Here is a 13334-nt window from a genome sequence, read left to right as displayed (position 1 = left end):
TTCATAATATAGTTACATGATTGTATTCATTTTTACATTCAACCTGTTATGTTAAAAAGAATCCAATCACTTGACTCCATAACCTACATACATCATATTAGTAGACCGGGAAAATCGAAATCTAAGGTTTCGGTTTTCCCAAAAGATCGGAGAATAGAGAAGATGAAAAATTGGAAAAGTATGGTATTGGGATGTGTTTTCGCATCGTTATTTGCTGGTTCGCTTTCTGCGCAAACCTATACGGTTTTCATTCACGGAAAGTCTGGTAGCAATCACAACGGAGTGGGAACTACGGACGTGAATAACTATTGGGGAAGCGCACCGAACTCTGTGTCCGGAGCGAAAATTTTCGTTGGTTACGACGGAACTTCTGACCCAAGAAATTATGGATCGGCCAGAGCTCAGACCAATATCACAACGGGCTTGAATACTTATTGCAAGGGTTCCAACTCCTGCAAGATCGTATGTCATAGCGCGGGTTGTTATGCGATTGAGTATTGGTTATCTAACTTAGGTGGAACTACTTCTAGCAAAGGTTATAATGTTACGAAAGTAACCGCTTTAGCTTCTGCTTCCGGTGGATCCGAACTTGCTTCCGCTCTGAACGGTGTAACCTTCGGATTCGGCGGTAACGCAATGGACAAGTCCCTAATCGTTGGAACCGCTCGTGGCGCTTACAACCACAATAACACTGCTGGTATCACAGTATATCAAGTACCTGGTTATAAAGGTATGGCTGGTGCTTCCCTGATTCTTCCTGGCGAGGACGATTACGCAGTCGCTTTCCATTCTTCCTGTGCTTATAACAAGTCGGGCGGAGTGAGCGTTTGCCAATCTTCGTTGACCCAAAGCGAAGGTATCTGGCCGTTCAACTCGAACGTAACCTATACTCAGTTCCAAGGTCACACGAGAGCTCCTTCCGTAGGATCCTCAGGACTATACCTGAACCACAGTGAATTGAAAAACGAAGGCTGGAGATAATCCTCTTCAGAATAGCGCGTCGAAATCGGCGCGCTATCGTTTTTCCAAAGTAATAATTTTACTTCCCCTCTTCCCATTAATACTGTAAAACTTCTAAACCTGGAACCTAACGGTTTCTAATAATAGATCCATCTCTAACGGTGCTTTATGAAAAGTTTATTTATATTCGTTCCTTTACTTCTTCTACAATGTTCCCAGATCCAATGGAGGCCGGCAAGCCTCGCAGTCGAAAGGGGTTGGTCTGAGACTGGGAAGAACATCGTCCAGACGGAAGTGATCTACGAAGAAAAAGACGCTTGGAATCCTTTGAGCGGAACCACTCATAAAAAGAATTATAGAACTAAATTCAGAATTTATGAAATATCAGGACCAGGGAATGATTCAGGTGATCCTCCTATTTATTCCTACGAGATCGGCTCCTGGGCTTTACCTGGCTCGGTATATTTTCACTCTGCTACGAATCGTTTATTTTGGATCCAAGGATCAAATGACGAATACGGTGGAGCTGTCCGTTCTCCGGGAGTATGGTCTCCTAAAGGATTTCATTCCTTCGAACCAAAAAATTTCCAGAAGGAAGGACAAACCATCTTTCAATTCGTACCTTCTCCGGACGGTGGAAAAGTTGCGATCATCTTCGGGACTTTAGGATCCGATTTGCAGATCGGATCTCCTACTCTGATCTTAGCGGATGTAAACGGACAATCTTCTACGTACGATAAATATTATTTCGAATACCCTTTGACTCGTTGGGAAGAAACTCCTGAGTTTAGGATCCGTTGGTCGGAGACTTCCAATCATCTTTATGTGCGGATCGGTGACTCTGTTTTCAGAACGAATGAAAAATCTAAAAAGTTGGAGATCGCTAAAGAATTCCCGGTTTGTTTTTATCCGGCTTCTAATTTCGGACCTGTTGGGATCAGTCCCGGAGGAAGTGGAGGAGATTCCGATATCGGAAGGGATATGGAGCCTCCTCTTTATAAACGTTATAAGGATAAACCTTTCGTAAAAAGTTTATCCCAGATCAAAGATTGTAGTCAGTGACAAAAATTATTTATGTCCTGATTTTGATTTTCTGCTTTCTCTGAAATATTCTATGACTGCAGGCATTACGGAAATAACGATGATCGCAAGTATTACGATCTTGAAGTTCCTTTGCACGAATTCAAGATTTCCGAATTTGTATCCACCGAATATAAATACTGCGATCCAAACTACTCCGCCGACTATATTATACAAAATGAATTTTGTATAAGTCATACTTCCGATACCTGCAACAAAAGGTGCGAATGTTCTTACGATCGGGATAAATCTTGCGATGATGATCGTCTTACCGCCGTATTCTTCGTAGAATTGGTGAGCCTTTTCTAAATGTTTTTTGTTTAAGAAAGGCACCTTCTCTCTTGCTAATATCTTCTCACCCGCCAAATGACCGATCGCATAGTTGACTGTGTCTCCTAAGATCGCCGCAATGATGAGTAGAATGAGAAGTGTTCCAAGATCCAAACTTCCTCTAGCTGCAAAAGCACCTAAGGCAAACAATAAGCTGTCTCCAGGAAGAATAGGAGTTACTACAAGACCGGTTTCGCAGAATATAATTAGAAATAGGATCAGATAGATCCAAGTCCCGTAGGCAAGGATCAATGCATCCAAATGTTGCTCCAGATGCAAAAAGAAGTCCAAAAGATATTTGATAGTTTCCAATGTTAGCTCCGGGAGTCAGAATGGGGGGTAGGGTAAAGAAGTCAAACGACTAGCGGGATTCCGGAAACAAGCTGGCCTGGTCCGGGCCTAGTTTATAAATTTTTGTAGGATAATTTAAACGGATTTTTCCGGAGGAAACTCCCCTTCTATCGGGTCTTATCCTCGCATCAAATTCTACAGGATCACCCTGTTTCAAATTCTGTTTTCTAAAACGATAGGAATAATAAAAATCCTGAGCATGTAAGACCTTTCGTCCGGACACAAGCAATCTTATGTCTTTGACCAAGATCCTGGATTTTTCAGGATTCTCATCCGTAGAAATAGATTCGACAATCCCTTTGAATCTTGTCCTGATCTTAGGCAAGTTTTGAAGATTTTCTTCCTTACTTTCCCCGGCCATAAGACCAGATAAGGGAAAAACTTAGGATCCGTACATTCGTTTTTTGTATCGCCTATTCCGTTTCCTTTTTCAAAGGAAACGTTCTTTATCTGTAGTCGGTCCAACTAGAGTAGTCCTATGGAGATTAATATGACTAGGTTTCAATTTACAGCAAAAAGTTTGGTTTCTTCCTCAATTCTCATTCTAAGCCTTATCGGCGGAACGGGTTGTTATACGAATATTCGCCCGGGGGAAGCTGGTTTAAGATATCATCCTCTCACAAGCGGGCTACAGAAAGATCTTTTGACCAACGCGATCTATTTCTATGCTCCTTGGAACGATGTGATTCTTTATCCTACACAGTGGACCTCCTACAAAGAAAAAGTGGATGTTCTCACTAGGGACGATTTGACCATCAACGTGGTTGCAGCGGTGATCCTAAGACCTGTTCCTGGGGAAATATATAATCTTCAAATCGAGATCGGTCCGGACTATTACGAAAAAGTGGTACGTCCTCAATTCAGGACTTCCGTTCGTAACGCGTTATCCGCTTATAGTATGATCCGTATTTCTAAAGAAACTCCTAAAGTTTCCCAAGATATTCGCCAAGTTCTAGGAGAAAAACTGAGAGGAAAACATATCGAATTAGACGACGTGATCATTGACGATATAGAATATAGCCGCCCGATCCTAACTGCTATCGAAGGTAAATTGACTAAAGAGCAAGAACAAGAGCAGATGAAATTCGAGATCAATATAGCAAAGAAGGATGCTGAAATCACTGTGATCCACGCGGAAGCAAAAGCTAAATCAACAGTGATCGAAGCGGAAGGAACCGCTCAAGCAACAGTGATCGAGGCGCAAGCAAGAGCTAAGGCACAAAAGATGATCGCGGCACAGTTAACAAAACAATATCTGCAACTAAAAGCTTTCGAGAATCCGAATACAAAACTTCTGTTTGTTCCTACAGGGAAAGATTCTCTTCCTATGATCATAAATACTCCGACGGATGGTCCGAAATCCTTAGATCTTCATAGTCCAGCAGATAAATAAAGAAGAAGTTTTTTAGCCTTCCTTCGGATCAATTAAACGGAGGAAGGATTCCTGCTCCAGATCTTCTGGATCAAAAGGATCACTCTCTCGAGTCCGACTCGATCCGCTTCCGAGAAATCATCCAACAGGTCACTATCCACATCCAAAATCAAAAATACATTTCCCTCTTCGTCTAACGCAGGAATTACGATCTCCGATTTTGATTCCGAACTACATGCAATATGTCCCGGGAATTTTTCCACATCAGGGACCAGGATCGTTTCTTTTCTTTTCCAAGAAGATCCGCAGACTCCTTTTCCGTAAGCGATCCGAGTGCAAGCCACCGGTCCTTGAAAGGGGCCTAATACTAATTCATTTCCTTTCACGAAATAAACTCCGACCCAGAAGAATCCGAATGTTTGACGTAACGCTCCGATAATATTCGCAAGATTTGCGATCAGATCCGTTTCAGAAGATACCAAACTTTCTAATTGAGGAAGTAGTTCTTCGTATAAAACTTCTCTACTCGCTCCTTGACTGACTAAGATCGATTCGGACATTCGAAACCCCTTATCCAATACAACCTTCTGCATTTATTGCCGATCAAGCATAGAATTGGAGAATTCAAAAATTTTATTCTAAAATGCGCAAATTTTCTGCGCAACTTGATCGGCCAGTGAAACGTATCATGCATGAACGTATCCAAATTCAACCCAGACCAACAAGAGATCATAGAAGATAGATCCAGATTCCTACAAGTAATCGCTGCTGCTGGTTCCGGAAAAACAAGCACCTTAGTAGGTGTAGTAGAGAACGAACTTTTGCACGGAACAAAAGGAGAAGAAATACTAATCCTAAGTTTTACCCGTAAAGCAGCGGGAGAGATCAAAGAAAGGATCAAAAAGAAAACTTCTATCGATACGGTCAGAGTTCATACATTCCATGCTTTTTGTTTAAGAGCCTTAGTCTCCTGGCATCCTCATTTTCAAAAGAACAGACCTTCTATCTTAAAAACGACAGAGAAAAATTTATTCTTTAGAGAATGGTTTCGTAAAGAAGCAAATATAATCGGAGGGATCCCTTACGAACTTTTAACCGGAACGAATCCATTGCCTTCTTATTTTCCTCAAGATTGGAAAATCCCTTTGATGGAAGATTATAAAAAATTTAAACGTAAAGAAGGAAAATTGGATTTAGACGATCTAGTGACCTTGTTTTTAGATTCATTAGAAAACGAGGAATCTTGGACAGAAATACCAAAACAAATCCTAAAAAGGATACTCGTGGATGAATTCCAGGATACGGATCCGGAACAACTTAGATTCTTAAAACTATTGTCGGATCGTTCCAGGATCTTAGTCGTAGGAGATGATGCTCAGACAATCTATTCTTTCAGAGGAGCGAATGTTTCAAATTTTCTGAACTTTCCGGAACTATTTCAACCCTGCACTCGAAAATTCCTAAACACGAATTACAGATCTCTTCCTAAAATAGTAAAACTCTCTTCTATCCCGATCGAAAAGAATAAGAACAAGATCGAAAAACAAGTCATTGCCCATCGAAAAGGAAAGGCTGTCGTTTCCAGGATCAAAATGGATCGGATCAGCGAGCTATTCTCTTACTTAGGAGAATTTTATAAACAAAGCCAGGGAGAATTGAAGATATTATGTCGATCAAATCATCGGATCCGAGAATATATCCGAGCCGGAGTTCCTTCCGAATTATTGCTTACGATCCATGGAGCCAAAGGATTAGAATTTCATACTGTATTTGTGGATCTTGCAGACGGCTGGAACTTAAGGAAAGATTCCCCTGAGTCTTCTTGGGAGGAAGAAAGAAGGATCTTATACGTAGCCTTATCCAGGGCGAAGGATTGTTTGATCATCTTAGGAAAAAAGACGGGATCCAATAGAGAAACCGCAGAAGACTTATTTTTCTCTTATTTCAATAAGGAAGTGCCTCTCATAAAATTTTGAACTGGCGATTTTTAGGTCTAATTTTTCAATTTTTCTGCAACAAGAATACGCTCTTTCTCTCTCATCTTACAAACTGAAAGAAAAACCCGCTCATCCGAAAGAAGCGTAGGAAATAAGATGAAAAATGGAAATGAACCGAAAGAAACCTTAGGGGGAGTGAGAGAGATCCTCTCCGAAAAAAGTTTCGATAACCCCACCTATCTTGGAATTTCATACTTCCTAAGAGATTTATTCTTCTTTGGATTGATCATGTTCCTAATTTGGAATGTCGACAGTTGGTATTTTCTTCTTCCTCTTTGGACATTTGCTGGATTAAGCATCGCTTCTCTTTTTATCATCGGACATGATAGCGCTCACGGATCCTTATTCAAAAGTGAAAAACTTTCCTATTGGATCGGGCAAATTGCAATGTTACCTTCCTTGCATGCGTACAACCAATGGGCCTACGGACATAACAGGATCCACCATGGTCATACGATCAAATTGAAGGGAGATTTCGTTTGGCATCCGATCACTCCGAATCAGTACAAAAAGTTCGGACTTCTCAGAAAAGGTTTTCATCGTCTTGCATGGTCTGCATTCGGAGCCGGGATCTATTACTTGGTAGAAATATGGTTGAAAGGTATGGTACTTTTCACCGCTCCAATGAAAGAAGCTCTCAGAGATAAATTACTCATGTTAGCGTTCGCTTTCGGTTCTGCAGGAGCTGTTTTCTATTTCGGAGGAAATTCTCCACTCGGTTTCAATGCACAGTTAGGAGCTTGGTTTTTCCTAAAAGTTTGGTTGCTTCCTTTTATCTCTTGGAATTATTTCATCGGAGTTTCCGTTTACGTGCATCATATCCGTCCTGAAGTTCCTTGGAAAGAAGCGGATGAGTGGACTCCATTTTACGGACAAATGAGAGGAACTGTGAATTATCATGTTCCGGGATTTCTAAACTTCTTCATGCATAATATATTCATCCATTCTCCCCACCATGTTCATATGAAAATTCCTTTCTATAAACTAGGGGTGGCTTTGGAAGAGATCAAAGTCCATTACGGAAAATACGTTGTGGAAAGAGAATCTCTTTGGAAGGACTATTTCGAATCCACTTCCAAATGTAAACTGATCGACCCGGATACGGGCAGATGGATGACATACTCGGAGGCGTTCAACGACGAGGATGAATCCGAGGCAGAATTGGACACGGTCGCTACCTAAAATTCCATAAAAGTTAGGATTGCAAATTGATTTTTTGAAGAGCTAACAAACTCTGTTTCTCAGAATGAAATTTTTTCTGATCGAATTAGAATATTTAGTACCTCTTGAAAAATTGGACCAGTCCATTACCGCTCATAGAGAGTTCCTACAAACGTTTTACGATGTGGGAACTTTCCTATTATCCGGACCTAAAGAACCTAGACATGGTGGGATGATCATCGCAAAATCGATCTCTTTAGAAAAGATCACAGAGATCATGAAGGATGATCCTTTTGCAAAATTAGGCTACGCAAACTACAAATACACAGAATTCCATCCGGTAAAACACCAGACTTTCTTAAAGGATTGGTTAGGCTCTTAATAGAAAAAAACCGCCTCCCACTCTCCGGTTAAGGAGAACGGGAAGCGGGGAGCAAAGTGATTGGATGGGTGCTAGATAGTTACCAAAGCCGCATTTGCAAGCTCGTATCCGCCAGTTTGGTCCGGATGAAAATCTCTTTTGAAATATAAAAGTGCCGCTCTGAAAAGTTCCGGATATAAGATCCTTCCGATCCTACGAGCGGACTTCATGTCTTGGAAGTATTTACGAAATCCTACTTTCTTATCCGCTAATAGAAACCATTGTTGAAGACTGATTGCGTAACCCCAGAACATCAGGGACGCGATAAAGAATCCGAACACTCTTAAGAAATAACTATTGGAAACGGTTTGAAGAACATCGTAAGCAACGGATTTATGTTCGATCTCTTCGCAAGCATGCCAAAGAAGTAAACTTCTCATATTGCCGTAAGCATCGTCGTGAAAACTATGACGGATGGAAATTTCAGCCATAGAAGCAGTATAATGTTCCAAACCTGCGGTCACGGATAGTTTCAGTTTTTTACCGAAAATAAATTCGAAGACAGGAAGAAGAAGACTGAAAGCGGTCCATTTATAAACCCTTTCCATAATCCCGATCGGTCTTCCTTGTCCTTTCAAGATCTCTAGGATCTTTTCGTGCTCTTTACCGTGTTGGACTTCCTGCCCGATAAAACTTTTCACTCTGGAAGAAAGGCCCGGATCTTTCACTTGGTCTGCATAAGCCTTTACACTTTTAATGAAAAATCTTTCTCCTTCCGGAAATAGAATATGATACGCGTTTACCGTATGAGTTAAGAATGCATTATTTGCAATATAATGATCCGGTAAATTTTCCAATCCTTCGAAATCCATCTTACGAACAGTTGGGGAATTCGCGTCGATAGGTTTGAGGGTCTTTTTCTTAGAGATCGTTTGAGTGCTCATTCTAATTTTCCTCCGATCAAATTGTAGCTAAAGCAGCATTCGCCAAATCATAACCGCCGGTTTGATTCGGATGAAAGTTTGGTTTGAAATATAAGAAAGCAAGTTTACCGACTTCTACCAGAAGTGTTCTTGCGTAAGGCCCGGCAGCGGCGAAATCGGAAAAATATCTTTTAAATCCGATCTTAGGATCCGCCCAGATGAACATATGTTGTAATACAAAAGCGTATCCCCAGAACATTACGGAAGCGATCAGGAATCCGAAAGTCCTTAAGATATAACTTTTAGAAACGGTTTGTAAAACATCATATGCAACCGATTTATGTTCGATCTCTTCGCAAGCATGCCAGAGTAAAAGATTTCTCATCTCTCCTTCCGCTTGTTCATGAAGTCCGAATCTTAAAGTAACTTCTCCCATAGAAGCTGTGTAATGTTCCAAACCTGCAGTCACTGAGAGTTTCAACTTTTTACCGAAGAGAAATTCTAAAACAGTCCAGAAAAATCCGTAAGCAGTCTTCACATAAAAATTCAGGATCTTAGAAACGGGACGTCCTTGTTTCTCCAACATTTCCAAAGCCTTCTCATGCTCTTTACCGTGTTGGACTTCTTGTCCGATAAATCCTTTGATGTTTGTTTGAAGAGCTGGATCCTTCACTTGATCCGCAAAAGCTTTTACACTCTTAATAAAGAATCTTTCCCCTTCCGGAAAGATCACATGATACGCATTCACCGTATGAGTAAGGAAAGAATTCCCAGCTATATAAAAATCCGAAAGTTGATCCAACCCTTCAAAGTCCATTTTACGAACGCTTGGGGAATCGCCGTTAATTGGTTTAATAGTCCGTTCTTTTTTCTGAGCCGTTGCTGACATCTGTGTCTCCCCCGTTTTTTTCGGGTTTTGTGATGCCTACTATAACTCTTTCCAAACAAGTCCGCCCGCCGATCTCGGAAAACCCTTGCCGATTTCGAAATCGACTAGGAAAAGAATCGAATTTCTTTCAAAAAGCTCTTTTTATAACAATCGTTCTTCTATAAAACGAGGTGAAAAAAGGGAATTTTGAGTAGCAGCAATGCTTCTTCTTTTCAAAAAAATCGAAATACGAGATTTCATTTTACTCCAAGAAGAATAGATTCTCTCGAGCTTTACAAACAACAAAGGCTTTACGTTAGGCTTCCGACCGAAATACTGACTAATACCGGGGGATTAGCTCAGCTGGTTAGAGCGCTACCTTGACATGGTAGAGGTCACTGGTTCGATCCCAGTATCTCCCAGGTTTTCGAATTTTCGATTGCCGCGCCCCTCGCAAACGCTCCATCAGGAGCAAATAAAATCCCACAAATCAAAACAAAGATCAGAATAGCTCGGGTCAGGCTCTCCCCTTCAGTCAAAAAATTTCTAAAGCAATTTTTTGACTCCGGCTCGATCCTTCGCGGGCTTACAAAACAAAAAAGCCTCCGATCTCTCGAAGGCTTTTCTCGTCTTATGGATTGTTCTTAAGAAACTATTCTTTAAAAATAATCGGAGAACTTGCAGGCATCTTAAATCCGGTCACACTCGCAAGGTCCTTTTTGATCTGTTCTCTTACTAATTGATCATGCTCGACCAAAAGAGCTTCTCTTAAAGAATATTCTCCTGCTTTTAAGTCCACTTCTCCTACCGCCATAGAAGTTCTATAACGGACCAAAGGAGACTCGTCTTTCAGGAATGCGCATAGATCATAGAATTTTTGGTTCGCGATCCTATTGATGAAAACTATCGCATTCAAGATCGCTACTTTCGCAAAAGGATTTTTTTCCTTATCGATCGCAGAATTGAGTTGGGAAAGATTTTCCTTGCGATTCAGGTTTTTTAATCCGTCGGCCGCGGATGCACGAATATAATAATTCTGATGATTTAAAGCGTTTACGATCGCTTCTTGGTTCTCTTTCGTATAAGGAAGAAGGCCTATATTACGAATAAGTTCTCCTCCTGCGATCACCAAGTTATAACCTTCCGGAGAACTATAAGTAGGATTATCACTCTCTTGGATAGTTGCTGCGATCTTTTTGAACTCTTCGATCATTCCCGGTCCGGCAATATCGGACTCCATCACTCCCAATGCTTGGGCAATGGTGAATTTTAAAGTAGGAGAGTTTTCTTCCGCCTTAGGAACATTGACATTTCCCTTAAGCGCTTTTAATAAAGGACGGACCGCCAATTTGCTACTGACGAATCTTAAATAGTCGGCAGCCTGGATCCGTTCTTCCAAATTGCCACTTTCCAATTTTTTCACTTGGTCGTAGAATAATTGGTCCAACTTCTCATAGATCATTTCCTTAGCGGAAATCTGAACCGTAAAAAGTAATATAATTCCAAGGACTGGGATTCTTAAAGCAGACATGGGTCCCCCCTATGTTATATATCGGATTCGCCTAGGTTGATCTTAACTTCTGGAAGCCGGATTCTTGGCTAAAGAAAGGCAATGGCCTTTTTATAAGGATTCGGTTTCCTTGACTCTTTCCGCAATCCTGCGAATTTTCTCCGAAAGATCCTCGACCGCCAATTCCTTTTCGCCGCCTTCTTCCAATTCTCGGCCGACTTTTTTCAGGTCTTCCTGGATCTGTTCGCTGTTTTCACTGGCTCTTTGGGCCAAATTGGTCAATAGATCCTCTCGGTAACTTTTCACTTCTTCCAGACGAAGTTCGCCCAAAGCCACCATACTCTGGAGAATTCGGTCCATTTTCTCTTTTGTGAGATAGGCAAGGCCGATCCCGCCCAATACCAGACGACCGAATAAAGCGCTGATATTCTTTCCGGTTTCCCGGATCAGCGCGGAAAGCATATAGTTGGAAAATTCTTCGTTTCTTTGACCAAGACTTACTTTGAGGAAGGTTTGGCCTAGGATCTTAGGGGTAATATCCTGGCCGCTCATATTATCGATCACTTTGATTTCCTCGCCGGCAATGATCATCTCGGCGACATCTTCTAAAGTAATGGTCTTACTAGTTTCGGGATCGTATAGCCTTCTGTTTGCGTATCTTTTGAGAACTTTCATTCTTGGTTTTGCTCGTAATCAACGCTTTCAGGACAAGGCCTAAAGCAGTTGTTTGTCAAAGGACAAACTCGTTTTTCTTTCCGATTCCCCTTTCTAGTTGCGGGTTTTTCGCAACGCACCAATTCTAGGATCGGACGAAAATCCCCAAGGTCAAGGAAAAAACCCTTCCTTTGCAAAGAGATGAACTTACTATCCGATGTATTACTTCTCCACCGACTCAACTCGGATGAACATGAGTTCCTGACCGCATTACTCAAATGGAAAGGGATAGATCATTTAGAATGGATCACTAGTTCAGGATTCCCTCCTGCCTCGAAAGAAGTTTTAGTTTGGAAAAAGGAATCAAATCCCGAAGACGTTCGCTTAGCGGTAGATTGGTCCAGAGAAATTTGTCTGATAGGCAGATTCGATAATGAGGAAAAAAATTCCTTTCTCAGGGCTGGAGCCACTCGGATCTATGATCTAAATTCTTTCGCAATGGAAGAATTCCCATTCTTCAAATTCTCCAAACCTTTGCATCCGGAGATGGTGATACTCACCCAGAGCTCGGATCTTTTCACAAAATACAGATCCCTTCTTAGAGCATGTGCATCCAATGCGCATTGGTGTAAGGATATATTAGGACTTCCTAATATGCTGAAAGAGACGAAACCCGGGATCTTATTATTGGATTCTGAATCTTTCTCTTCCAGAGAATTGGTGCCTAAAATGAAAGGCCTTTTAGGAACTCCTTATTTTCCTTTAAGTTTCTGTTTGATCGATTTTAGCCGAGAAAACGTGTATCAAAACTTAGCGACCGGTCTCAAGGATATAGCAAAGGCATTTTTCGAATCCAAGGATCTTCTTCTTTTTTTAAGAGACAGGCTAGCCTTAAGCTCTCCTCCAAAAGATTCTTCTTACCAAGCGATCGATTGGGCAGGAAGCCCTAGAAATATTAGAGAATATGAATTTCCGATCGTACCCGATGGAGTTTTAGAAAGAGCGGAAGCGGCATATCTATACAGAATACGCCGCCTATTCCTATGGCTGGGAGAAGGTTCCAGTAGAGGTTCTGAAATCTCTTATTAAACTTCCTTTTCAGTTCTTAATCTTTCAAAAACTTGAAGGAATAAGTCGGAAGGTTGAGCCCCGGAAACTGCATACTTTTCATTAAAAATATAAAAAGGAACTCCGCTCACTCCTAACATTTTACCTTCGTTTTCTTCCGTATGGATCTGAGATCTTAGAGCTGGATCGTTACGAACTTCGTCCAATTCGGATTCTGGAATTCCAAGCTGGGTCAAAGATTCCTTAAGAACAGAATCGTCCGAAAGATTTTTTCCTTGGGAGAAAAACTTCTCAAAGAAAACTTCTGCAAGTTCCGCTTCTTTATTATAATTTCTAGCCTTGCGTATCAGAGCATGTAGTAAGAATGTATTTGGCTGATGGCCTTGAAGTATATTCGCAAATTCCAATCCGTCTTCTTTTGCGATATCTGAAACTCTTTGGGTCATCATCTTTACTCGATCCAAGGAGCCGAATTTTTTCACCATATGGGATTCTCGATCTTCTCCGTCCTCAGGAAGATCCGGGTTCAACTGAAAAGGTTTCCAACTTACCTTGATCTTATCTTCCGGATGATCGGATTCCCAAGACTCGATCGCCTTCTCTAATCTTTTTTTGCCGATATAACACCAAGGACATACTACGTCCGAATAAATTGAGATCGTGGTTTCCACAAAGCCTACCCTGTAATCATTAGACTTA

Annotated in this window: 15 protein-coding genes and 1 tRNA gene; 8 read left to right on the top strand and 8 right to left on the bottom strand. The window is 41.2% G+C overall.

Translation table 11 applies throughout. The features are described from left to right. The first annotated feature begins 162 nt into the window (after nt 1-162). Entirely contained in the window at nt 163-981 is an 819-nt protein-coding gene (locus tag EHQ64_RS06015) for a hypothetical protein (RefSeq protein WP_135648585.1), read from the top strand. Between the two features lie 147 nt (nt 982-1128). After that, nucleotides 1129-2022, top strand: coding sequence for a hypothetical protein (locus EHQ64_RS06010; RefSeq protein ID WP_135648584.1), 894 nt, complete (start codon nt 1129-1131; stop codon nt 2020-2022). Nucleotides 2023-2028: 6 nt separating this feature from the next. Here EHQ64_RS06010 and EHQ64_RS06005 read toward each other — a convergent pair whose 3' ends face one another. Further along, nucleotides 2029-2682 carry a DedA family protein gene (locus tag EHQ64_RS06005; RefSeq protein WP_135648583.1) on the bottom strand — a complete coding sequence of 218 codons (654 nt, stop codon included), beginning with the start codon at nt 2680-2682 and terminating at the stop codon, nt 2029-2031. Between the two features lie 49 nt (nt 2683-2731). Next, nucleotides 2732-3082, bottom strand: coding sequence for a hypothetical protein (locus tag EHQ64_RS06000; RefSeq protein ID WP_135648582.1), 351 nt, complete (start codon nt 3080-3082; stop codon nt 2732-2734). Between the two features lie 129 nt (nt 3083-3211). On the opposite strand from EHQ64_RS06000, the gene EHQ64_RS05995 reads away from it, so the two are divergent. Next, the gene (locus tag EHQ64_RS05995; RefSeq protein WP_135648581.1) at nt 3212-4114 is read left to right on the top strand and encodes a prohibitin family protein; all 903 of its coding nucleotides are present in this window, start codon (nt 3212-3214) and stop codon (nt 4112-4114) included. Between the two features lie 32 nt (nt 4115-4146). Here EHQ64_RS05995 and EHQ64_RS05990 read toward each other — a convergent pair whose 3' ends face one another. Then, nucleotides 4147-4653, bottom strand: coding sequence for a GAF domain-containing protein (locus tag EHQ64_RS05990; protein WP_135648580.1), 507 nt, complete (start codon nt 4651-4653; stop codon nt 4147-4149). A gap of 132 nt (nt 4654-4785) precedes the next feature. Between EHQ64_RS05990 and EHQ64_RS05985 the strand changes: the two genes are divergently transcribed. The 3 genes from EHQ64_RS05985 (at nt 4786) to EHQ64_RS05975 (ending at nt 7633) form a co-directional block, all read left to right on the top strand. Further along, nucleotides 4786-6069 carry a UvrD-helicase domain-containing protein gene (locus tag EHQ64_RS05985; RefSeq protein ID WP_135648579.1) on the top strand — a complete coding sequence of 428 codons (1284 nt, stop codon included), beginning with the start codon at nt 4786-4788 and terminating at the stop codon, nt 6067-6069. 117 nt (nt 6070-6186) lie between these two features. Further along, nucleotides 6187-7272 carry a fatty acid desaturase gene (locus EHQ64_RS05980; protein WP_135648578.1) on the top strand — a complete coding sequence of 362 codons (1086 nt, stop codon included), beginning with the start codon at nt 6187-6189 and terminating at the stop codon, nt 7270-7272. A 64-nt stretch (nt 7273-7336) separates the two neighbouring features. Further along, nucleotides 7337-7633, top strand: a complete 297-nt coding sequence (locus EHQ64_RS05975) for a YciI family protein (protein WP_135648577.1) — start codon at nt 7337-7339, stop codon at nt 7631-7633. A gap of 71 nt (nt 7634-7704) precedes the next feature. Here EHQ64_RS05975 and EHQ64_RS05970 read toward each other — a convergent pair whose 3' ends face one another. Beyond that, nucleotides 7705-8556 (bottom strand): metal-dependent hydrolase, encoded by an 852-nt coding sequence (locus EHQ64_RS05970; RefSeq protein ID WP_135648576.1) that lies wholly within the window; start codon nt 8554-8556, stop codon nt 7705-7707. A 16-nt stretch (nt 8557-8572) separates the two neighbouring features. After that, nucleotides 8573-9424 carry a metal-dependent hydrolase gene (locus tag EHQ64_RS05965; RefSeq protein WP_135648575.1) on the bottom strand — a complete coding sequence of 284 codons (852 nt, stop codon included), beginning with the start codon at nt 9422-9424 and terminating at the stop codon, nt 8573-8575. Nucleotides 9425-9751: 327 nt separating this feature from the next. Between EHQ64_RS05965 and EHQ64_RS05960 the strand changes: the two genes are divergently transcribed. Then, a tRNA-Val gene (locus tag EHQ64_RS05960) sits at nt 9752-9825 on the top strand. Between the two features lie 230 nt (nt 9826-10055). Here EHQ64_RS05960 and EHQ64_RS05955 read toward each other — a convergent pair. Both EHQ64_RS05955 and EHQ64_RS05950 read right to left on the bottom strand, forming a co-directional pair. Next, the gene (locus EHQ64_RS05955; RefSeq protein WP_135648574.1) at nt 10056-10934 is read right to left on the bottom strand and encodes a HEAT repeat domain-containing protein; all 879 of its coding nucleotides are present in this window, start codon (nt 10932-10934) and stop codon (nt 10056-10058) included. Nucleotides 10935-11024: 90 nt separating this feature from the next. Continuing rightward, nucleotides 11025-11588: a polyhydroxyalkanoate synthesis regulator DNA-binding domain-containing protein gene (locus tag EHQ64_RS05950; protein ID WP_135648573.1), complete on the bottom strand. Its 564-nt coding sequence runs from the start codon at nt 11586-11588 to the stop codon at nt 11025-11027. A 180-nt stretch (nt 11589-11768) separates the two neighbouring features. Here EHQ64_RS05950 and EHQ64_RS05945 point away from each other — a divergent pair, with 180 nt between their 5' ends. After that, the gene (locus EHQ64_RS05945) at nt 11769-12656 is read left to right on the top strand and encodes a hypothetical protein (RefSeq protein ID WP_135648572.1); all 888 of its coding nucleotides are present in this window, start codon (nt 11769-11771) and stop codon (nt 12654-12656) included. On the opposite strand, the gene EHQ64_RS05940 is transcribed toward EHQ64_RS05945, so the two are convergent. After that, a complete protein-coding gene (locus EHQ64_RS05940; RefSeq protein WP_135648571.1) occupies nt 12653-13306 on the bottom strand; it encodes a DsbA family oxidoreductase in 654 nt (217 codons plus the stop codon). The two genes, EHQ64_RS05945 and EHQ64_RS05940, sit on opposite strands and share 4 nt — an antisense overlap. Nucleotides 13307-13334 lie beyond the last annotated feature (28 nt).

Source organism: Leptospira sarikeiensis, from assembly GCF_004769615.1.
GTDB lineage: Bacteria > Spirochaetota > Leptospiria > Leptospirales > Leptospiraceae > Leptospira_B > Leptospira_B sarikeiensis.
This window is presented reverse-complemented; position numbering and strand designations above follow the sequence as displayed.